The 20,374-nt window shown below is 65.1% G+C and carries 18 protein-coding genes and 1 pseudogene; 9 read left to right on the top strand and 10 right to left on the bottom strand.

Translation table 11 applies throughout. The features are described from left to right. The first annotated feature begins 145 nt into the window (after positions 1-145). The 3 genes from IPN92_18330 (at position 146) to lysS (ending at position 6,025) form a co-directional block, all read left to right on the top strand. The gene (locus IPN92_18330; protein MBK8640137.1) at positions 146-1,291 is read left to right on the top strand and encodes an efflux RND transporter periplasmic adaptor subunit; all 1,146 of its coding nucleotides are present in this window, start codon (positions 146-148) and stop codon (positions 1,289-1,291) included. Then, entirely contained in the window at positions 1,288-4,392 is a 3,105-nt protein-coding gene (locus tag IPN92_18325; protein MBK8640136.1) for an efflux RND transporter permease subunit, read from the top strand. The genes IPN92_18330 and IPN92_18325 overlap by 4 nt, the downstream gene beginning before the upstream one ends. 130 nt (positions 4,393-4,522) lie before the next feature. Next, positions 4,523-6,025: a lysine--tRNA ligase gene (lysS, locus tag IPN92_18320; GenBank protein ID MBK8640135.1), complete on the top strand. Its 1,503-nt coding sequence runs from the start codon at positions 4,523-4,525 to the stop codon at positions 6,023-6,025. A 3-nt stretch (positions 6,026-6,028) separates the two neighbouring features. On the opposite strand, the gene IPN92_18315 is transcribed toward lysS, so the two are convergent. Both IPN92_18315 and IPN92_18310 read right to left on the bottom strand, forming a co-directional pair. After that, positions 6,029-7,411, bottom strand: coding sequence for a DUF4139 domain-containing protein (locus IPN92_18315; protein ID MBK8640134.1), 1,383 nt, complete (start codon positions 7,409-7,411; stop codon positions 6,029-6,031). 236 nt (positions 7,412-7,647) lie between these two features. After that, a complete protein-coding gene (locus tag IPN92_18310; protein ID MBK8640133.1) occupies positions 7,648-8,421 on the bottom strand; it encodes a lytic transglycosylase domain-containing protein in 774 nt (257 codons plus the stop codon). Positions 8,422-8,539: 118 nt separating this feature from the next. On the opposite strand from IPN92_18310, the pseudogene IPN92_18305 reads away from it, so the two are divergent. Together IPN92_18305 and birA are read left to right on the top strand one after the other, a co-directional pair. Continuing rightward, a pseudogene (locus IPN92_18305) lies at positions 8,540-10,342 on the top strand (M61 family metallopeptidase). Then, on the top strand, positions 10,230-11,405 hold the full coding sequence (gene birA / locus IPN92_18300) for a bifunctional biotin--[acetyl-CoA-carboxylase] ligase/biotin operon repressor BirA (protein ID MBK8640132.1): 1,176 nt from the start codon (positions 10,230-10,232) through the stop codon (positions 11,403-11,405). Before IPN92_18305 ends, birA begins: the two are co-directional and overlap by 113 nt. On the opposite strand, the gene IPN92_18295 is transcribed toward birA, so the two are convergent. Next, a complete protein-coding gene (locus tag IPN92_18295; GenBank protein MBK8640131.1) occupies positions 11,378-11,842 on the bottom strand; it encodes a phosphate-starvation-inducible PsiE family protein in 465 nt (154 codons plus the stop codon). The genes birA and IPN92_18295 overlap by 28 nt on opposite strands. Positions 11,843-11,901: 59 nt before the next feature. On the opposite strand from IPN92_18295, the gene IPN92_18290 reads away from it, so the two are divergent. Next, positions 11,902-12,096 carry a hypothetical protein gene (locus IPN92_18290; protein ID MBK8640130.1) on the top strand — a complete coding sequence of 65 codons (195 nt, stop codon included), beginning with the start codon at positions 11,902-11,904 and terminating at the stop codon, positions 12,094-12,096. Positions 12,097-12,239: 143 nt separating this feature from the next. On the opposite strand, the gene IPN92_18285 is transcribed toward IPN92_18290, so the two are convergent. The 5 genes from IPN92_18285 to dapC are packed head-to-tail and all read right to left on the bottom strand — an operon-like array spanning position 12,240 to position 16,785. Further along, entirely contained in the window at positions 12,240-13,226 is a 987-nt protein-coding gene (locus IPN92_18285; GenBank protein MBK8640129.1) for a serine/threonine protein kinase, read from the bottom strand. 17 nt (positions 13,227-13,243) lie between these two features. Further along, the gene (gene dapE, locus IPN92_18280) at positions 13,244-14,371 is read right to left on the bottom strand and encodes a succinyl-diaminopimelate desuccinylase (GenBank protein MBK8640128.1); all 1,128 of its coding nucleotides are present in this window, start codon (positions 14,369-14,371) and stop codon (positions 13,244-13,246) included. Next, positions 14,368-14,715, bottom strand: coding sequence for an ArsC family reductase (locus IPN92_18275; protein ID MBK8640127.1), 348 nt, complete (start codon positions 14,713-14,715; stop codon positions 14,368-14,370). The genes dapE and IPN92_18275 overlap by 4 nt, the downstream gene beginning before the upstream one ends. Positions 14,716-14,723: 8 nt before the next feature. Then, a complete protein-coding gene (dapD, locus tag IPN92_18270) occupies positions 14,724-15,545 on the bottom strand; it encodes a 2,3,4,5-tetrahydropyridine-2,6-dicarboxylate N-succinyltransferase (protein MBK8640126.1) in 822 nt (273 codons plus the stop codon). A 43-nt stretch (positions 15,546-15,588) separates the two neighbouring features. After that, the gene (dapC, locus tag IPN92_18265) at positions 15,589-16,785 is read right to left on the bottom strand and encodes a succinyldiaminopimelate transaminase (protein MBK8640125.1); all 1,197 of its coding nucleotides are present in this window, start codon (positions 16,783-16,785) and stop codon (positions 15,589-15,591) included. A 99-nt stretch (positions 16,786-16,884) separates the two neighbouring features. Here dapC and IPN92_18260 point away from each other — a divergent pair, with 99 nt between their 5' ends. After that, positions 16,885-17,277, top strand: a complete 393-nt coding sequence (locus IPN92_18260) for a VOC family protein (GenBank protein ID MBK8640124.1) — start codon at positions 16,885-16,887, stop codon at positions 17,275-17,277. A 192-nt stretch (positions 17,278-17,469) separates the two neighbouring features. Here the strand turns inward: IPN92_18260 and IPN92_18255 are convergent, their stop codons facing one another. Beyond that, a complete protein-coding gene (locus IPN92_18255) occupies positions 17,470-18,318 on the bottom strand; it encodes a metal-dependent hydrolase (GenBank protein ID MBK8640123.1) in 849 nt (282 codons plus the stop codon). A gap of 88 nt (positions 18,319-18,406) precedes the next feature. Beyond that, a complete protein-coding gene (locus IPN92_18250) occupies positions 18,407-18,775 on the bottom strand; it encodes a hypothetical protein (protein MBK8640122.1) in 369 nt (122 codons plus the stop codon). Between the two features lie 260 nt (positions 18,776-19,035). On the opposite strand from IPN92_18250, the gene IPN92_18245 reads away from it, so the two are divergent. Beyond that, complete coding sequence (locus IPN92_18245; protein MBK8640121.1) at positions 19,036-20,166, top strand: type III PLP-dependent enzyme; 1,131 nt, start codon at positions 19,036-19,038, stop codon at positions 20,164-20,166. Then, positions 20,163-20,360, top strand: coding sequence for a helix-turn-helix domain-containing protein (locus IPN92_18240; GenBank protein MBK8640120.1), 198 nt, complete (start codon positions 20,163-20,165; stop codon positions 20,358-20,360). Before IPN92_18245 ends, IPN92_18240 begins: the two co-directional genes overlap by 4 nt. Positions 20,361-20,374: the final 14 nt, after the last annotated feature.

The following is a 20,374-nucleotide window of genomic DNA, read 5'->3' as shown; positions in this document are numbered from 1 at the left end:
GGGCATCCCTAAGCCCAGAATCTCCGGGATCAAGTCTCCCGCCTCATCAGCATTATTATCGCCTTGTCATCGCAGGGATGTCGTTTCGGTCCCGCGCCAATCGGGCCAGCATGGGAGAACCCGCATGAAAGCTAAGACCGGTTGGATGCCGATCACCCTGGTTGCGGCTGGCCTGGTGGCCGCCCTGACAGCCTTCCCAGTGGTCGGCGCCGACCCGGAGGTGGGTAAGACCGCGGCCACGTCCGCGCCTAATCCGGCCCTGGCCGTGAATCTCGTCAGTCCCCAGACGGTGGACTGGCCCCGGATGATCGCGGCGAGCGGCGGCCTCTTCGCCTGGCAGGAGGGCGTCATCGCCGCCGGGACCGGTGGCCTGCGGGTGATGGCGGTGGCGGTTGATGTGGGGGACAAGGTTCATCTGGGCCAGGTGCTGGCGGTCCTGGACCAGGATACGGTGAAGGCGGATCTGGACCAGCAGGAGGCGCGGGTAGCCCAGGTCCGGGCCGCCCTGGCGGAGGCGCGGGCCAATGGCGACCGGGCACGCAACGTCAAGGACAAGGGGGCCATGTCCGAGCAGCAGATCACCCAATACCTGATCGCCGAGGAGGCCGCCAAGGCCAATCTGGCGGCGGCGGAGGCGGCCCGGGAAATGGAACGGATCCGTTTGCAGCAGACGCAGGTCCTGGCGGTGGACGATGGGGTCATCTCCAGCCGGGGCGCCACCCTGGGGACCGTGGTCCAGGTGGGCACCGAGTTGTTCCGCCTGGTGCGTCAGGGGCGGGTGGAGTGGCGCGCGGAGGTGACCGCCGAGCAACTCGCCCAAATCCAGCCTGGCCAGGAGGCCCACCTCCGATTACCGGGTGGGGAGACGGTGACCGGCCAGGTGCGGATGCCATCCCCGACCCTGGACCCCATCACCCGCTATGGTCTGGTTTATGTGGACCTCCCGATCGGCGGTCCGGCGCGCCCCGGTATGTTCGCCCAGGGCCAGATCGGGGTGGGGGCGAGCCAGGCCCTGACCCTGCCCGAGTCAGCGGTGGTTCTGCGCGATGGCTCCAGCTTTGTGTTCGAGATCCAGGCCGAGGACCGGGTTGCCCAGCGCAAGGTCAAGACCGGACGGCGCGGCGAGGGTCGGGTCGAGATCCTGTCCGGCCTGGATACGACAGCCCGGATCGTGGCGGCGGGTGGGGCCTTCCTCAACGACGGTGATCGGGTGCGGGTCGAGGCCCTGCCCGCGACCCTGGACGCCCTGGGTCCCCCGGAGAAGGAGTCGTCCGCGAGCGCCGGTCGATGAACGTCTCCGCCTGGTCCATCCGCCATCCGGTCCCGGCCATCCTGCTGTTTGGCTTCCTGACCATCATCGGGATGATGAGCTTTCACGCCCTCGGGATTCAGAACTTCCCGGACGTGGAACTGCCCACCATTACCGTCACCGCCAGCCTGGAAGGGGCGGACCCGGCGCAGTTGGAGACCGAGGTCGCCCGCAAGATCGAGGACAAAATCGCCTCCCTGGGGGGGATCGAACACATCCGTACCACCCTGAGCGATGGCAGCGCCACCATCCGGGTCGAGTTCCAGATCGAGAAGAATACCGAGGTAGCCCTGAATGAGGTGCGCAACGCCGTGGACAGCGTGCGCGCCGACCTGCCCCAGGACATGACGGACCCGGTGGTCTCCAAGGTCACCACCTCCGGTTCGCCCATCGTGACCTACACGGTGGCCTCGGAGCGGATGGACGAGCAGGCCCTGTCCTGGTTCGTGGACAATGAGGTCGGCAAGGCCCTGCTGGCGGTCAAGGGCGTGGGCCAGGTGGCGCGGGTCGGCGGCGTGGACCGGGAGGTCCATGTTGATCTCGACAGCGCCCGCATGCAGGCCCTGGGGGTGACCGCCGAGGCCATCTCCGCCCAGTTGAAGCGGGTCCAGCAGGATGCCTCTGGCGGCCGCGGGGATATTGGTGGCGCCGTCCAGTCGGTCCGCAGTCTGGGCGCCGTGGATACGGTGGGGGATATCGCGGAGTTGATCATCCCCCTCGCGGACGGGCGGCGGGTGCGCCTGGGGGACCTGGGTACCGTGAGCGATTCCTTTGCGGAACGCGGCTCCAGCGCCCTGCTGGACGGGGCCCCCGTGGTGGCCTTCGAGGTGACCCGTATCCGGGGGGCCAGCGAGGTGGCGGTCGCCCAGGCCGTGCAGGTGGCGGTGGCGCGCCTGGAGACTCTGCATCCCCACGTTCGCATCCAGGAGGCCTTCAACCTCGTGGATCCGGTCCTGGATAATTACCAGGGGTCCATGGAGCTGCTCTACGAGGGGGGGCTTCTCGCCATCCTGGTGGTCTTCTGGTTCCTGCGGGACTGGCGCGCGACCCTGATCGCCGCCGTGGCCCTGCCACTTTCCATCATCCCTACCTTCGCGGCCATGCTATGGCTCGGGTTCAGTCTCAACATCCTGACCCTGCTGGCCCTGGCCCTGGTGGTGGGCATCCTGGTGGATGACGCCATCGTCGAGATCGAGAACATCGTGCGCCACCTGCGCATGGGCAAGCCGCCCTTCCAGGCGGCCATGGAGGCGGCGGACGAGATCGGGCTGGCGGTTATCGCCACGACCCTGACCCTGGTGGCGGTCTTCCTGCCGACGGCCTTCATGGGCGGGGTGCCGGGCAAATTCTTCGTCCAGTTCGGCATCACGGCCGCGGTGTCGGTGGTCGCCTCGCTCATGGTGGCACGCCTCCTGACCCCCATGATGGCCGCCTATTTTCTCAGGGCCCACCCGGAGGGCAACCACGACAGCCTCATCATGACCGGCTATCTGGCCACCGCCCGCTGGTGCCTGGATCACCGCAAGACCACGGCCATGGCCGCCATCCTCTTCTTTATCGGCTCCATGCAACTGCTGCCCCTGCTGCCCAAGGGCTTCGTCCCTGCCGCGGACCGGGGCCTGACCAGCATCAAGCTGGAACTGCCTCCCGGCAGCTCCCTGGATGACACCCAGTTGGCGGCGGAGCGGGCCCGTGACCTGATCGCGCCCATGGAGGAGATCCTGGGCATCTTCACCGCTGTTGGCAGTACCTCCGGTCAGGGTCCCATGGCGATGGGCGGGGCCAAGGACGTGCGCCTGGCGACCCTGACCCTCCGGCTGGTCCATCGCCATGACCGGAACCGGACTCAGGCCCAGGTGGAACGGGAACTGCGGGAGCGCCTGAGGGCCCTGACCGGCGTGCGGGTCGCCGTGGGCGCGGCCCAATCCGGCGAGAAGGTGCAGGTATCGCTGGCCAGCGATGACCCCATCGCCCTTGCCGCCGCCGCCAAGGCCGTCGAGCGGGACCTGCGTACCCTCCAGGGGGTGGGCAATGTCACCTCTGGCGCCAGCCTCCAGCGACCCGAGATCCAGATCCGGCCGGACTTCGCCCGCGCCGCGGACCTGGGCGTGACCACATCCGCCCTGGCCGGGGCGGTGCGGGTGGCGACCTCCGGCGACTTCAAGGTCAACCTGCCCAAACTCAACCTGCCCCAGCGGCAGATCCCCATCCGGGTGCGCCTCGACCGGGCCCTGCGCACCGATCTTGACGCCATCGCCCAGCTGCGCGTCCCCGCTAAGGTGGGGTCGGTGCCGCTGTCCGCCGTCGCCAGCCTGAGCATGGGGAGTGGCCCGGCCCAGATCGATCGGGTGGACCGGATGCGCAATGTCAGCATCGACGTGGAACTAGGGGGACGCCAACTCGGCGCCGTGCTGGCGGAGGCTAATGCCCTGCCGGCGCTCCAGGACCTGCCGCCCACGGTGAGCCGGGTTGAGCAGGGGGATGCCCAGCGCATGGCCGAACTATTTGCCTCCTTTGGCACCGCCATGCTCATTGGCGTCCTCTGCATCTATGCGGTACTGGTCCTGCTCTTTCATGATTTCATGCAGCCCTTCTCCATCCTGGCCGCCCTACCCCTGTCCCTGGGCGGGGCCTTTCTGGCCCTGCTGCTGACCGGCAACAGCTTTTCCATGCCCTCCATCATTGGCGTCCTCATGCTGATGGGCATCGTGACCAAGAATTCCATCCTGTTGGTGGAATATGCCATCGTGGCCCGCCGGGAACACGGCATGGAGCGCCGTCAGGCTATCTTGGATGCCTGTCATAAACGCGCCCGCCCCATCGTCATGACCACGATAGCCATGGGCGCCGGCATGCTGCCGGTGGCCCTGGGGCTGGGCGCCGAGCCCAGCTTCCGGGCCCCCATGGCCATCGCCGTCATCGGCGGGCTCATCACCTCCACCTTTCTGAGTCTCCTGGTCATCCCCGTGGTCTTTACCTATGTCGATGACCTGCTCAGGCTGCTCAAGCGGCTGGTGCCACGAGGAGGGCATGCGGCGCATCACCCGCTGGAGCCGGGAAATCCGGTTTCTTCTGGGCCATAATGCCTAATTGCTCGCCGCTGGGGACCCCGGAGACTTCTCCGGCTACCCACGCAAAGCAGGTACCCAGTCAGGTGCCAAACCCCATCAGTCATGTCCAAGGCAATAGCCTGCAAGGAAAAAGCGGATACCCATGAACAACCCGGATCAAGCCCTCGACGAAAACAAGCTCATCGCCCAGCGGCGCGAGAAGCTGCGCGCCCTGCGCGAGAACGGCATTGCCTTCCCCAATGATTTTCGCCGCGACGTGCTGGCGGAGGAACTGCTGGCGGAGTATGGCGACCGGGAGCCCGAGGAGCTGGAGGCCCTGAGCCTGAGGGTCAAGGTCGCCGGCCGGCTCATGAGCCGGCGGGTCATGGGCAAGGCCAGCTTCGCGCATCTCCAGGATATGTCGGGCCAAATCCAGTTGTTCGTTCAGCGCGACACCCTGGGCGAGTACGATTATGGCTGGTTCAAGCGCGATCTGGACCTGGGGGACATCCTCGGCGCCGAGGGCGTCCTCTTCAAGACCAAGACCGGCGAGCTATCGCTTCGAGTCGAGACCCTGCGTCTCCTCACCAAGGCCCTGCGTCCCCTGCCGGAGAAGTTCCATGGCCTGACTCACCAGGAAAGCAAATATCGTCAGCGCTACCTGGACCTGATCATGAACGAGGGCGCTCGCAAGACCTTCCGCGCCCGCATCCGCATCATCCAGTACCTGCGCGGCTATTTGGACCGCCGCGGCTACCTGGAGGTGGAGACGCCCATGATGCAGGTGATCCCCGGCGGCGCGGCGGCGCGGCCCTTTGTCACCCACCACCACGCCCTGGACATGCGGTTGTTCCTGCGCATCGCCCCGGAGCTCTATCTCAAGCGGCTGGTGGTGGGCGGCTTCGAAAAGGTTTATGAGATCAACCGTAACTTCCGTAACGAGGGGCTCTCCACCCGCCACAACCCAGAGTTCACCATGGTCGAGTTCTACGAGGCCTACGCGGATTACGAGGACTTGATGGACTTAACCGAGGACCTGCTGCGCGGCATGGCCCTGGAGGTGACGGGCTCGACGCAAGTCGAGTATCAGGGAGAGACCTATGACTTTGGCCGGCCCTTCACCCGGGTGACGGTGCGCGAGGCCATCCTGCGTTATGGCGAGGGCATAGCGCCCGAGGATATCGACAGCCTGGAGCCGGCCCGCGCCCTGGCCCGGCGGCTAGGTCTCACCTTCAAGCCGACCTGGGGGCTCGGCAAGGTGCAGATGGAGATTTTCGACAAGGTTGCCGAGCACCAACTCAAGGACCCGACCTTTATCACCCAGTACCCGACCGAGGTCTCGCCTCTGGCACGGTGCAACGATCAGGACCCCTTCGTCACCGACCGCTTCGAGTTTTACGTCGGCGGCCGCGAGCTGGCCAATGGCTTCTCCGAGTTGAACGACGCCGAGGACCAGGCCGAGCGGTTCAGGAAGCAGGTGGAAGAAAAGGACGCCGGCGACGAGGAGGCTATGCACTTCGACGCCGACTATGTGCGTGCCCTCGAGCATGGCATGCCCCCCACCGCCGGCGAGGGTATTGGCATCGACCGTCTGGTCATGCTCTTCACGGATTCCGCCTCCATCCGCGATGTCCTGCTCTTTCCGCACCTGCGGCCCGAGGATTGAATTTCAGAACCGTACCCGCACCCGATAGGTGAGCACCGTCTCGCCCTCGGCGGGGATCTTGATCTCCCACTCGGCCAGGTTGGCGCTGACCTTCTCCTGCGGATGGCTGGACTCCAGAATCTTCCAGTCGCCGGGGATGGGTTCCCGCACCTTGACCGTGACGGGCTCCGGCTTGGCGTTGCGCAGGCGGAGGCGGTAGGCGGTCTCGAACTGGTACTGCCAGGGTCCCGTGCCGGAGAGCTTGACGAAGTCGGTCTGGGTCTTGTCGGCGGTCACGTCAAAGGCCTCGCCGAGCCTGAGACGCAGAGTCTCGTTTTTCGGGGTGTGATCGATGCGATCCTCGCCCACGAACTGGGCCTGGCCCTGGGAATCCTTCTTGTAGATGCGGACCACGCCCTTGGGTAGGGGCATCCCCAGGTTGGCCTCCTCGCGGTTGTCGATTTCCAGGAAGACGCTGGCCTTGAGCTTGACGCCGATCTCGCCTTGCTGGGCGCGATAGTAGTAATCATTGCCCTTGAAGATCAGCTCCTTACGCGCGGGAATGCCCTGCGCCGCCAGCAGGGCCACCTGCTTGGACTGGTTGTCGGCGATGCTGGTGGGGCGGGCCAGACTGTAGAGGTGATATTCGAACAGGGCCTCCTCCTCCATCATGGGGGCCGCGGCGGCCATCATGCGCATACCCTCTTTTTGCATAGCCGGGCTGGGTAGGTCCCGCACCCGATTGACATCCCCGGCGACCAGTTGGAGTTGGGCATCGCGGTAAGCGGTGCCGCTGGTGTTGTTGAGCGTGACCCAGCCGGTGAGGTCGAGATGGCTGTCGTCGGCGGCGAGTTCGCCCACATAATCCGCCTTCCAGGACAGGCCCGCCGTCAGGTAGGACAACTCCAGCTCTTGGGGGCCGACGAGGCCATTGTCCAGCTTCATGACCAGGGTCGGACGGTCGCGCAGGGTGGGGGGCAGTTCACGGAAGACGATGCGGCCAGGCTGACCGGTCTCGATGCGCTCCCCAATCCGCAGCACGGTCCCCTCGGCGGCGGAGAGCACCAGGGCCTCCTCCTCGGTCTCCTCGCCGGTGGTGGGATGGACCTTGATGACCCCGACCGGGCGGCCGACATACTTCTCCAGCAGCTTGCCGGGGGTGAGCAGGTCAAAGTCGAAATTCTGCTCGATGACCTGGAGGCTGGCCCCCTCGGTCAGGCCCCGCAGCAGGGCTGTCTCCGGTTGCATGCGGGCGCTGACATCGCGAAAGGCTAGATCCAGCCCCCCGACCGGCAGATCCAGGCGGCGGCGGTCCTTCACCAGGGCCAGGTCCTCGTTGTAGATGGTCACTGCGACCGCGGTCTGGTCATCCAGGGAGCTGCGTCTTTCTTCGGCGGTATTGGCCATGGTGGCGGAACTCCAGAGCAGGGCTGGCAGGAGGCAGAGCGGGGTGATGGCGGCGCGTTTCACGATGATTCCGGGTCCGGGCTGGCGAGAGAAGGGGCAAAGCCTAGCTCAAGAAGGCCCGGGGCGCGAGGGGAGGGGGCCAGACGGGGTAAGGTTAGGTCGGACAGAGCTAGCTGGTCGGCATGGCTACCGTCAGCCGCTGGCGAGTTGCAAAACACCGGGACCCGGGGAGGGCCTCAATCGGATTTTTTCATCTCCAGGACGATCATGGGCCGACGCTTGGGGCCATTTTCGTCGAGGCCGGGCGCGACCACGCGGATGGTTCGCGAACTGCCTCTCAGAGAGGGCAGGTTGAGGTCGAGGTAGCGAGCGAGAAGCTGATTGGCCTGATTACCCTTGAGCTTGCGGAGTTGACGGACCTTGGCCAGGGCCTCCTCCGTGGGTTTGGTACCACCATTGCGACGATAGTGGCGAATCACCGCCTCGGTGTAGGAAAGGGTTTCGGCATAGGTAACCATGCTGCCGGTACGATCCACCACGCCCTCACCGGCGTTGTAGGCCATGATGACCCGGCCATAGTCATTCTTATATTTGCCAAGCAGGCGCTTGATGTGGCGGGTGCCCGTGTCCAGGTTTGTCTCGGGATCGAAGAGTTTCTCCCGTTCGGTTACCCCATAATCGGCACCGGTACCCGGCATGATCTGCATGAGTCCCAGGGCGCCGGCGCGTGACACGGCTTGGGTATTGTAAGCCGATTCGGCGGCCACCACCGCCTTGACCAGGGCCAACTCAACGCCGTGACGTTTGGCTGCCGCCTCGACCATGGAGTCGATCTCCGCCCGAGCGGGCACCAGCTTGGTCTCGGCGACCGCGGCCTCCGAGACCTCCGCCAAGGGCGTGGCTGCCGGGTCGGACGCGGGGGCAACCGCGGGCGCCTCGATGTTGGCAAGCACCAAGCCCGGCAGCAGCAGGGCCAGGCATAACCAGTGAACGGATATTTTCGGTGACATGGATATTCACTCTGGCTGAACTTAAGGGCATTCTACCTCTACCGGCCCCATTCCTGGCAAGGAGGTCTCGCCTTCCCACTCCCGATCGTGGCTTTCTCCATTTAGTCAGGGCCCATCTATGCCGAAATATCCTCTTTGTTATCTTGTTCAGCCGATTTCGCCGGAGGGGCACCGGTTCGCCGTGGAACTGTGCATCAAAACGACTCTGGCCAAGCCCCTGACGCTGTCCTTGCCGGCCTGGACCCCCGGAAGCTACATGATTAGGGACTTTGCGCGCAATATCCTCCGCATCGAGGCGGTGGATGAGGATGGACCGCTAGCCTTAGAGAAGCTCAACAAACAGACCTGGCGTCTGATCCCACGCGGGAATCCGGTCAGCGTGCGGATGGAAGTTTATGCCGGCGATTTGAATGTGCGCTCGGCCCATCTGGACGATAGCCATGGCTATTTCAACGGTGCCAGCCTCTTTTTGCGGGTCGGCGGCCTGGATAGGTTCCCTTGCCAGGTGGAGATCCGCCGGCCCAGTGGCGATAACTATGCGCACTGGCGCCTGGCCACCAGCCTCAAACCTCGGGAAGCCGAGCCTTTCGGCTTTGGCATTTTTAATGCCGATGACTACGAGGACCTTATCGATCATCCCGTCGAGATGGGCGTCTTCAGCCTGATTCCCTTCGAGGTGCTTGGGATACCGCACTGGCTCTCCCTGACGGGCCGGCATCGGGCCGACGAGGCCCGCCTCCAGCGGGATCTCCCGCGCATTTGCGCCACCCATGCCGCCCTCTTTGGAGAACTGCCCATCGACCGCTATCTCTTCCTGACTCAGGTGACGGGTGAGGGTTACGGTGGTCTGGAGCATCGCTACTCCACCAGCCTGCTCTGCGCGCGCGACGACCTACCGGCGCAGGACATGGGTAAGCCCACGCCGGGTTACAAACGCTTTTTAGGTCTCTGTAGTCACGAATATTTCCATCTCTGGCACGTCAAGCGCATCCGCCCCCAGGCCTTCGTGGCCGCGGGTCTGGAGCAGGAGGTCCACACGCGCCTGCTGTGGGCCTTCGAGGGCATCACCGCCTATTACGACGAACTAGCCCTGGTGCGCAGCGGCTGTATCGACGAGGCGGGGTATCTCGAACTGCTGGCGGAAACCATCAGTCGGGTCCTGCGCAACCCGGGCCGCCTGTTGCAAACCCTGGCGGAGTCAAGCTTCGATGCCTGGACCAAGTTTTACCGTCCGGATGAGAACAGCCCCAACGCCATCGTCAGCTATTACGCCAAGGGCGCCCTGGTGGCCCTGGCCCTGGATCTGCTCATTCGCCGCGACACGGGGGGCGCCCAGTCCCTGGATGAGGTGATGCGCGCCCTCTGGGAGCGCCACGGCCGGACGGGTATCGGCCTGGAGGAACGGGGCCTCGAGGCCCTGGCGGCGGAGGTGACGGGGCTGGCACTGGGACCCTTTTTCCAGCAGGCACTGGACTCCACCCAGGACCTGGACCTGGCCGGGCCCCTGGCGGCAATGGGCGTCGGGATGCGCCTGCGGGCGGCGCGTCATGTCAAGGATCTCGGCGGTCTGGCAAGCGGTGACACCGCTACCCCGGTGCCGCCAACCCTGGGCCTGCGACTGCGGCCCGATGGCGGCGAGCCCCAGATTGCTCATGTCCTCTCGGGAGGTCCGGCCCTGGTAGCCGGGCTCGCACCCGGGGATATCCTGGTCGCCCTCGATGGCCTGCGCGTCACCCGCGATAACCTGGACAAGCTGCTGCAGGTAGTGGGGGAGGGCGCGGAGGTCGAGATCCATGCCTTCCGCCGGGATGAACTCCAGGTCCGCCGGGTGCGGCTCGCCCCGGCCCCCCTGGATACCTGCGAGCTCTGGCTGCTGGAGGATACCCCGGAGGAAAGCCACCGGCGTCGCGCCGCCTGGCTGGGGCCGAGAGGCTGAGGCCGCCGTGGAAACTTATCTGCGACTGGTGCGCCACCTGGCGGATGGCCAGTATCACTCGGGCGAGACCTTGGCCAGCACCCTGGGCCTGAGCCGCGCCGCCATCTGGAAGGCGGTGCGCAAGGCCGGCGAGCACCTGGGCCTGGAGATCGAGTCGCGCCTGGGCAAGGGCTATCGGCTGATGGCCCCCCTGGAATTGCTGGACCCCGGGCGATTGTTGGGCGCCATGAGCCCCGCTGGGCGGAGCCGGATTAGTCGGCTGGACCTTTTCGATGATATCGATTCCACCAACGCCCATCTCATGAGTGCGGGTCAGGCTGGCGCCCCCAGCGGCACCCTCTGCCTGGCCGAGCGGCAAACGGCCGGGCGCGGCCGGCGCGGCCGCCCCTGGGTCTCGCCTTTCGGTGCCAACCTCTATCTCTCCCTGCTATGGCGTTTCCCGGTTGGTCCGGGGGAACTCGGCGGCCTCAGCCTGGCCGCCGGAGCGGCCCTGGCTCAGGTTCTGGAGGGCGCCGGCGTGGCGGGCATCGGGCTTAAATGGCCCAACGACCTGCTCTGGCAACGCCGGAAACTGGGTGGGCTGCTGCTGGAGGTCGCCGCCGAGGCCCAGGGGCCGAGCCTGGTGGTCGTCGGCCTGGGTCTCAACACCCACCTGCGTGGCGATCAGGTCCAGGGCATCGATCAGCCCTGGGTCGATCTGGATGAAATCCTGGGACCCCAGGGTTATAGCCGCAACCAGATGGCCGCCCATCTGGCGGAAGCCCTGACCGCTACGATGGAGGGCTATGGACGCGAGGGCCTGGCACCCTTTCTACCCCTCTGGGAAGGCTATGACCTCTATCGGGGCGAGGAGGTCGAGATCCGCCTGGGCGACCGTCTCATCCGGGGTATCCAGGCCGGCATTACGGAACAGGGTACCCTCAGACTGGAGGTGGCCGGCGAGACCCGGATCTTCACGAGTGGCGAGGTGAGTCTGCGGCTGGCTCACCCAGGGATTGCCCAGGCCAGGGTCCCGTCTGGTCAGGCTTTTTTGGCGATCAGCCAATAGGTCAGGCCCAGGGCCAGGACGGCCGCCGCCGAGGCCAGGATGTAGTCCGAGGACACCTTCTCGAAATCCAGGACGATAATCTTGCGGCAGATGGCCATCAGGGCGGTAGCGATAACCAGTTGCACCGGCAGGACATCGGCCCCCAGGTAGAGGCGGATGTTGATGAAGATTTCGATGGCGATCAGGACCGCCAGAAAGGCGCCAAAGGTCTCAAAGAGATCGCTGATTTCGAGGAGCATGATGGGCGGCTCGCTCAGCCGTTGGTAGAGGATCCAGATGACATCCGCCACGCCCCAGATAATGACCAGGGCCATGAGCACCGCCAATACCCGGATGCCGGCCCGGATAAGGAAATGCAGGTGGCGGATCATGGGGTCTTCATGTTCCTGAGGTAATTCCTCGTGGAGGACTTTGCGATTCGGATTTAGGTCACTCATGGAGATTCCTGGGGTTAGGGGGAGAATTTTACAGTCGATAATAAGGATCGGCGCCAGGCTTGATCCTCTACCGGCGGCTGGGGCATCCAGCTTCCTGGCTTCCGGAAGGCCGGGAAGGCCATTTCGCCTTGTCGTTTTATCTGGAAGGCGGCCGCGTTGACCAGGGCTACCAGTCCCCACACCTCACGCTGCTCGTAACGATTCAAGTTGGCGAGGCCCGGCAGTTCACCGCCAAGCGCTGGCCAGGGAAATAGGCCCAAGGCGGCCAGGCCCATCACGCAATACCGGAAGGCAAGGCTCGAAAAGCGACGCAATGACTGATTTCTCCGTTGATTTCGCCGGCTGGTCTCGGCCCGCTCCCGATGTCCCGAGCTTGGGTTTGGGTTGCGCCAGGGGCTCAGAAGGTCCATAGGGGCCCCTCCTGCATGGCGGCAATCTGCTCGCGCAATTCCAGGATGCGGTCCTCCCAGTAACGCTGGGTATTGAACCAGGGGAAGGCGAAGGGGAAGGCGGGGTCCTCCCAGCGGCGGGCGATCCAGGCGCTGTAATGGATGAGGCGCAGGGTGCGCAGGGCCTCCAGCAGATGCAGCTCGCGTGGATCGAAGTCGCGAAAATCCTCATAGCAGGCGAGAACATGGCCCAAACCGACCGACATCTCCTGGCTGTCTCCGGACAGCAGCATCCAGAGATCTTGTACCGCGGGTCCCATGCGGCTGTCGTCGAAATCGACGAAGTGGGGCCCGGCATCGGTCCAGAGGAGGTTGCCGGCGTGGCAATCGCCATGCAGGCGCAGGTAGCGGACGGGGCCCGCGCGCTCGAAGAGTCGCCGCACCTCGGCCAGGGCATGGGCCGAGACGCCCTCATAGACGGTGCGCAGTTCCGCCGGGAGCCAATCCTGCCCCAGCAGCAAGGTCCGCGGCTCTTCCCCAAAGCTGGCGATGTCCAGGGTCGGCCGGGCCTGGAAGGGCGCGACCTCCCCCAGGGCGTGAATCCGACCCAGGAAGCGCCCTATCCACTCCAATACCGTGGGGTCCCCCAATTCCGGCGCGCGACCACCGCGGCGCGGGCTCAGGGAAAAGCGGTAACCACCATGAGTGTGGAGAGTCCGCCCCTGGATGGCCAGGGGCGGCACCGCCGGGATTTCCCGTTCCGCCAGTTCCAGGGTGAAGGCGTGCTCCTCCAGGATGGCCGCGTCCGTCCAGCGGCCTGGCCGGTAGAATTTGGCAATGAGCGGCGGACCCTCCTCGATGCCGACCTGATAGACCCGATTTTCATAGCTATTGAGGGCCAGCAGCCGGCCATCGGTGACCAGTCCCAGGGATTCGATCGCGTCCAGGATGCGGTCCGGGCTCAGATCGGCGTAGGGCCTGGCGTCGGATGCCATCGCGGTTGTCTCCGCTTTCACAACAGTAGCCTTTCGAGAATCCGCCGATAAATTCCGGAGAGCTGATCCAACTCCTCAAGGCCAATAGACTCATTGACCTGATGGATGCTGGCATTGATCGCGCCGAGTTCCAGCACCTGGGCCCCGGTGGGGGCGATGAAGCGGCCGTCGGAGGTGCCCCCGGCGGTGGAGGGTTCCGGCCGATAGCCCATCATCTCCTCCACCGCCACCGATGCGGCCTCGACCAGGTCGCCGGTGGGCGTCAGGAAGGGATTGCCAGACAGGCGCCAGGTGAGTTCATAGTCGAGTCCGCCCCTGTCCAGGATGGCGGCGACCCGGCGCTGGATGGTGTCGGCATCCAGTTCCGTGGAAAAGCGCAGGTTGAACTGGGCGGTGAGGGTACCGGGGATCACGTTCTCGGCCCCGGTGCCCGTGTTGAGGTTGGAGATCTGGAAGGTGGTGGGCGGAAAAAAGGCGTTGCCCTGGTCCCATTCCTCGTCCACCAATGCCACCAGGCAGGGGGCCAGGGCGTGCAAGGGGTTGAGGGCGCGGTGGGGGTAGGCCACATGGCCCTGCTTGCCGATGACCTTCAGAAAGCCGCTGAGGCTGCCCCGGCGGCCATTCTTCAGGGTGTCGCCGAGGCGTTCGTGACTGGAGGGTTCGCCCACCAGACACCAGTCGATCTTTTCCCCCCGGGCCTCCAGGGTCTCGACCACCCGCGCGGTGCCATCGACGGACGGACCTTCCTCGTCGCTGGTGATGAGAAAGGCGATGGAGCCGGGATGGTCCGGATGGGCGCGGACAAAGTCCTCGGCCGCAGTCACCATGGCCGCGATCTCGCCCTTCATGTCACAGGCGCCGCGGCCATAGAGGAGGCCGTTACGGATCTCGGGCTGAAAGGGGTCCGAGTCCCAGTCTTCCAGGGGTCCGGGCGGAACCACGTCGGTGTGACCGGCGAAGCAGAAGAGGGGGGCCTGGTCGCCCCGGCGCGCCCAGAGATTGGTCACCCCGTTAAAGGGCATGGGCTCGATGCGAAAGCCGTGGGCGGCCAAGCGCCGGGCGACCAGATCCTGGCAGCCCCCGTCCTCGGGGGTGACGGAGGGACGGCGCAGGAGTTCCTGGGCCAGGGCGAGCGTGGCTGTCATGAGGGGAAAATCTCGGCGTAGGCGGCCTCGGAGAAACCCAGATAGCGGGCCTGGCCCGTGTCGAGCAGGGGCCGGCGAATGATAGACGGCGTGGCGAGCATGACGCGGATGGCGCCTGCCTCGTCCAAGCCTTCCCGGATCTCGACCGGCAGCTTGCGCCACATCAGGCCCTGACGGTTGATCAGCTTCTCCCAACCCAGCTCGCCGACCCAGGCCCGGAGTTGGGCCTCGTCCAGACCCTGCTTTTTATAGTCGTGGAAGTCATAGGCGATGCCCCGCTCCTCGAGCCAGTGCCGTGCCTTCTTCATGGTGTCGCAGTTGGGGATGCCGAAGAGTCTGATCATGGCCGTCCCTAGATATCCCGCAGCAATTCGTTGATGCCCACCTTGCCCCGGGTGCGCGCGTCCACCTGCTTGATGATGACCGCGCAGTAGAGGCTGTGACTCCCGTCCTTGGCGGGCAGGTTGCCGGGGACGACGACGGCACCGGCGGGGACGCGGCCGTAGAGGATTTCGCCGGTCTCGCGATGATAGATCTTGGTGCTGGCGCCGATATAAACGCCCATGGAGATGACGGCGCCTTCCTCGACGATGACCCCCTCGACGACCTCGGAGCGGGCGCCGATGAAGCAGTTATCCTCGATGATGGTGGGCGCGGCCTGGACTGGCTCCAGGACGCCGCCGATACCGACGCCGCCAGACAGATGCACGTTCTTGCCGATCTGGGCGCAGGAACCGACGGTGGCCCAGGTATCGACCATGGCGCCGGAATCGACATAGGCGCCGATGTTGACATAGGAGGGCATGAGGACACAGCCGGGAGCTATGTAGGCGCCGCGGCGCGCCGTGGCCGGGGGCACCACCCGCACGCCGGCGTCGCGGAAGTCACGGCTGTTGAAGTCCTGAAACTTGGAGGGCACCTTGTCGTAATAGTTGGTGAAACCGCCCTTCATGAAGGCGTTGTCCTCGATGCGGAAGGAGAGTAGCACCGCCTTCTTGATCCAGTCGTTCACCATCCAGACGCCGTCGCATTTCTCCGCCACCCGGATCTCCCCCCGGTCGAGGCGGTCGATGGTGTCCTGGACCGCGTCCCGAACCAGGGTCTCGACGCTCCGTGGGGTGATCTCGGCACGGTGCTCAAAGGCCTCTTCGATGGTTTGGCGGTTATCGCTCATGGGCATACTCCAAAAGGGTGGGATTAGCGGGGTGCAAGGGGTTTCACAGGGATTCGACAAAGCGGCGGATGCGCCAGGCGGCCTCGACGCATTCGTCGAGAGGCGCCACCAGGGCCAGGCGGGCGCGATGGGTCCCGGGATTCTGGCCGGCAACCTCCCGCGAGAGATAGGACCCCGGCAGGAGGGTGACGTTGGCGGCGGCGAAGAGTCCCCGGGCGAAAGCCGGGTCCGGGATGGGCGTGACGGGCCAGAGATAGAAACCCGCCTCCGGCCGTGTGACTTCCAAAATGTCACCCAGGATCGCCAGGACCGCATCGAATTTGGCGCGGTAGAGGGCCCGGTTGGCGACCACATGGCCTTCGTCGCCCCAGGCGGCGAGACTGGCGTGCTGATGCTGCACTGGCATGGCGCAGCCGTGGTAGGTGCGGTACTGGAAGAAGCGCTCGATCACCTCGGCGTCGCCGGCGATAAAGCCGGACCTCAGGCCCGGGACGTTGGAGCGCTTGGACAGGCTGTGAAAGACCAGGCAACGCCGGTAATCAAGCTGGCCCAGGGCGGCCGCCGCCTGGAGCAGGCCGATCGGCGGCCGTTCCTCGTCACCATAGAGTTCCGAGTAACACTCATCGGCGGCGATCAGGAAATCGAATTCCTCGGCCAATTGAATCAGCCGTTGCAGAGTCGCCAGGGGGATGACGGCGCCTGTGGGGTTGCCCGGGGAACAGAGATAGAGGATCTGGCACCGTCGCCAGGTATCCGCGTCCACGGCCGCGAAGTCCGGGATGAAACTGTTCTCGGCCAGGCAGGGGAGGAAGTGGGGTTCCGCCCCGGCCAGCAGGGCGGCGCCCTCGTAGATCTGATAAAAGGGGTTGGGCATCAGCACCAGGGGCTGGCGCGTCCGGTCCACCAGGGCCTGGGCGAAGGCGAACAGCCCTTCGCGGGTGCCGTTCAGGGGCAGGATCTGGCGCTCGGGGTCCAGACCGCCCGCCGGCAACTGGAAACGGCGGGTCAGCCAGTCGGCGATAGTCTGGCGCAGGGCCGGCAAACCCCGGGTGGTGGGATAGGCGGACAGCAGGTGCAGATGGGCGATCAGGGTCTCGACGATGAATTTCGGCGTCGGGTGCTTGGGCTCGCCGATGGACAGGGCGATGTGGCCTAGCTCTACCGGGGGCTCGATGCCCGCCTTGAGGGCGGCGAGCTTTTCGAAGGGGTAGGGTTGGAGCCGGGCCAGATCGGGATTCATGCGGGTTGCCGGGATTGTCGCCTAGGATCGAAAGTCAATTAGTATATCAGCCAATCAGGGGCGGATTACGGATCAAACACCAGCCGGAGACTCAGGCCAATGTCGGAAATCATGGGGATTCACCACGCCAGCCTCCTTGTCGCCGACACGGCGCGGGCCCTGGCCTTCTACCGGGATCTGCTCGGCCTGGCCATCATCGCCGAGCGCCCGGACCTGGGCTTTCCCGGTGCCTGGCTCCGCGTCGGCACACAACAGATTCATTTGCTGGAACTCCCCAACCCGGACTCGGTGACGGGCCGCCCGGACCATGGCGGCCGGGACCGGCACCTCGCCCTGCACGTCCAGGACCTCGACGGACTGGCCGGGCGTCTGGAGCGGGCCGGCATTCCCTACAGCCGCAGCCGCTCGGGCCGCGCCGCCCTCTTTTGCCGGGACCCGGATGCCAATGCCCTGGAGTTCATTCCGGCCCCCAGGTCCGCCGGGGAAAAGTGACGGAGCCCTGATCTGGCTTGCGGTTGCGGAGATAACCCCCGAATATCTCCGCATCAAGTGCGGAGATGGGATCAGGTTCGCTCCTCCATCGGTTCGAATATCCCGGGGACTTCCCCCAACCCCCCGAGCCGCCAACCCTGGCAATCCCTGGCTGAGGCAGATAGGTCGCCCCGGGCCTGGGCAGGGGTCTAATCAGAAGCGTGCGCTTTCCCCGGGGTTGAGGCTTAGCACCTGCGTGGGGGTCTCCCCCAGCGCCTGCCGGTACTCCGCGGGGGTGCCCTTGAGCTGAGGGTTGGTGCCGTAATGGATGGGAATCGCGTAGCGTGGCTTGAGGAACTCGCGGGTCGCGTAGGCCGCATCCTTCGGGTCCATGGTGAAGTGCCCACCAATGGGGATCAACACCAGATCCGGGCGGTAGTAGCTGGCAATGAAGCTGAGATCGCTAAACAGCCCCGTATCACCCATGTGATAGATCTTGAAGCCGTTTTCCAGCTCAATGATGAAGCCGGCCGGCTCGCCGCCCACGTGGATTTCCTCGTGCTGGGTCTCGGGATTGTTCCAGCGGTACTCCGAACTGTGCTCGGCGCGGGTCATAGTGATGCGGATACCCTCGCCCAGGGGCTGGATGGTGCCGCCCTTGTTGAAACGGGGGGCGAGTTCCCGAGGTAGCTCGCCCAGCGCCACCAGGCTGTCGTTCAGGCCGGCCGGTCCGTAGAGAGGGACCTGGTGCTGTTTGGCAATTGCCGGTCCGTCGCCCACATGGTCGCCATGGCCGTGGGTGACCAGGACCAGATCGACCTTGCCGAGGGCGGCGAGATCCTTATTCTCGGGCGGGGTTTTAGGATTCTTGGTGAGAAAGGGGTCGATCATGATCACTTTGCCCGTCACGCTGGTGATCTTGAAGGCGGATTGACCCAACCACTGCACGACGACCTGGCCCTCATCCGCGACCGCCGGGGTCGAAAGCGTCAGGGGCACGAGCAGGCAAGCGGCGAGCAGGCTGGCCGCCGCGCGGCCAAGCTTGATTTTATTCGATATCATTGAGGTTTCCTCCCGAGTGGACCGTCGGGAGGATGTGGGTGGGGTGCCCCCCGTCTTCAAGCCGAGGGGGCAGTCAGTCAGCCAGGATTTACCACTCTCCTGGCCTCAGGGCGCGGCCGCCACCCATGAACTCCGTAGGCCTTTCAACCGGTGGTGGACGTTTGCCTCCACTACTACTACTGCTGCTACCGCGACAGATATCCCGCTGGGCACGGCGCAGGCCCTCACTGGCCTCCAGCAGCCCGGGGTTCAAGGACAGCGCCTCTCGATACATTGCAAGACTTTCCTTGCACTTACCCTGCAGCCGATATTTCTCTCCCGCCTCATAGGCCCACCATCCCGGGACGACGGTGTCCGTCGGGGGAGGGTAGTAGGAGGGTGGGTAGGGGTCGTTCGGCATGGCTTGGCAGCCCATCAAAACCCAGCCCATCAGGGCCAGGACAAATAAATTGCGCATCTCACTCTCTCCTTGTTGTTGGTATTGGTTGGTCAAAAAGGTTGCAACTGGAGCAACTTGCCAATCCTACATATTAAGCAATTTTGAGTTAAGTTTCGTGGGCGCCATACATAATTTCGTGCCTCGTCGGTCCCGGGGCAGGTCGGCGCTAGCGATCAGGCGGATTGCGGCAGCCAAGGACCTCTTCGCGCGATTGGCGAAGCGGCGGATGGCCTAGTACGCTATACGGCCGTATTCACGCCGCGACCCGTTATTTACCCATGCTCAACCGCATCCGCCAATTCCTTCTCGACCAGCACCCACCCAGCCCCTGCCTCATCCTTGATCGGGAGTCTGTACGGGTGAAATATCATGCCTTCGCCCGCGTCTTGCCTGACAGCCGTCTCTTTTATGCCATCAAGGCCAACCCGGCGCCGGAACTCCTGGAACTGCTGGTCAAGCTGGGCTCCTGTTTCGACTGCGCCAGCGTCCCCGAGATTGACATGGCCCTGGCCGCCGGGGCCACCCCGGAGCGCATCTCCTATGGCAACACCATCAAGAAGGAGGCGGATATTGCCGCGGCCCATGCCCGGGGTATCCGCCTCTTTGCCGTTGACTGCCGGGAGGAGGTGGAGAAGATCGCCCGCGCCGCCCCGGGGGCGCGGGTCTTTTGCCGGATTCTTTCGGAGTGCGTCGGCGCCGAATGGCCTCTGTCCCGCAAATTTGGCTGTGCCCCGAATCTTGCCGTGGGGGTGCTCATCGAGGCCGATCGCCTGGGCCTCGATGCCTATGGCATCTCCTTTCATGTCGGCTCCCAGCAGCCCAATCCGGACGCCTGGGACATGCCCCTGGCGGCGGTCGCCACCATTTTCCACGAGTTGGGCAACCACGGCATCCGGCCCCGCATGGTCAATCTCGGCGGTGGCTTTCCGGCGCACTACCTGACGGCCATACCCGCCCTGGAGACTTATGGCCGCGCCATCAACCAGGCCCTCTGGCGTCATTTCGGCGATGAGTTCCCGGAAACCATCATCGAGCCGGGCCGCGGCCTGGTCGGCGATGCGGGCCTCATCAAGGCCGAGGTCGTCCTGGTGTCGCGCAAGGCGGAGGATGACCCCCTGCGCTGGGTCTTTCTCGATATCGGCAAGTTTGGTGGTTTGATCGAGACCCTGGACGAGGCGATCCGTTACCCCATCCATACCGCCCGCGATGGTGATCCGACTACCCCCTGCATCCTGGCCGGCCCCACCTGCGACTCGGCGGATATCCTGTACGAAAAGACGCCCTATGCGTTGCCCGTCTCGCTGGTCCCCGGGGACGAGGTCCTGATCGAGGGCACCGGGGCCTATACCACCACCTATGCCTCTATCGCCTTCAATGGCATCGAGCCCCTGCGGTCCTATGTCATATAAGCCAGCTCCTGGGTAGCCTGATCGAGGAAGGCCGCCTCCGCAAAGGCTGGTCGCGCGAGATGCTGGCCGAGCGCATCGGCGTAGGGGCGCTCACCCTCCGGCGGGTCATCCGTGGTGAGCCCCTTCCTGGGGATGCCTTCCCTGGCGAGGCCGTCGTTACGGCCCCTCGCTCCCTCCGATCGGCCCCTCCCTAGCCGGCCCCCGGGGT

It is taken from the genome of Chromatiaceae bacterium (assembly GCA_016714645.1).
Taxonomy (GTDB): Bacteria; Pseudomonadota; Gammaproteobacteria; order Chromatiales; family Chromatiaceae; genus M0108.
This window is presented reverse-complemented; position numbering and strand designations above follow the sequence as displayed.

Bases quoted from the DNA above. Each gene is read 5' to 3' on its own strand.
- IPN92_18330 (MBK8640137.1), top strand. From the start codon at position 146: ATGCCGATCACCCTGGTTGCGGCTGGCCTGGTGGCCGCCCTGACAGCC.
- IPN92_18325 (MBK8640136.1), top strand. From the start codon at position 1,288: ATGAACGTCTCCGCCTGGTCCATCCGCCATCCGGTCCCGGCCATCCTG.
- lysS (MBK8640135.1), top strand. From the start codon at position 4,523: ATGAACAACCCGGATCAAGCCCTCGACGAAAACAAGCTCATCGCCCAG.
- IPN92_18315 (MBK8640134.1), bottom strand. From the start codon at position 7,411: ATGGCCAATACCGCCGAAGAAAGACGCAGCTCCCTGGATGACCAGACC.
- IPN92_18310 (MBK8640133.1), bottom strand. From the start codon at position 8,421: ATGTCACCGAAAATATCCGTTCACTGGTTATGCCTGGCCCTGCTGCTG.
- birA (MBK8640132.1), top strand. From the start codon at position 10,230: ATGAACTCCAGGTCCGCCGGGTGCGGCTCGCCCCGGCCCCCCTGGATA.
- IPN92_18295 (MBK8640131.1), bottom strand. From the start codon at position 11,842: ATGAGTGACCTAAATCCGAATCGCAAAGTCCTCCACGAGGAATTACCT.
- IPN92_18285 (MBK8640129.1), bottom strand. From the start codon at position 13,226: ATGGCATCCGACGCCAGGCCCTACGCCGATCTGAGCCCGGACCGCATC.
- dapE (MBK8640128.1), bottom strand. From the start codon at position 14,371: ATGACAGCCACGCTCGCCCTGGCCCAGGAACTCCTGCGCCGTCCCTCC.
- IPN92_18275 (MBK8640127.1), bottom strand. From the start codon at position 14,715: ATGATCAGACTCTTCGGCATCCCCAACTGCGACACCATGAAGAAGGCA.
- dapD (MBK8640126.1), bottom strand. From the start codon at position 15,545: ATGAGCGATAACCGCCAAACCATCGAAGAGGCCTTTGAGCACCGTGCC.
- dapC (MBK8640125.1), bottom strand. From the start codon at position 16,785: ATGAATCCCGATCTGGCCCGGCTCCAACCCTACCCCTTCGAAAAGCTC.
- IPN92_18260 (MBK8640124.1), top strand. From the start codon at position 16,885: ATGTCGGAAATCATGGGGATTCACCACGCCAGCCTCCTTGTCGCCGAC.
- IPN92_18255 (MBK8640123.1), bottom strand. From the start codon at position 18,318: ATGATATCGAATAAAATCAAGCTTGGCCGCGCGGCGGCCAGCCTGCTC.
- IPN92_18250 (MBK8640122.1), bottom strand. From the start codon at position 18,775: ATGCGCAATTTATTTGTCCTGGCCCTGATGGGCTGGGTTTTGATGGGC.
- IPN92_18245 (MBK8640121.1), top strand. From the start codon at position 19,036: ATGCTCAACCGCATCCGCCAATTCCTTCTCGACCAGCACCCACCCAGC.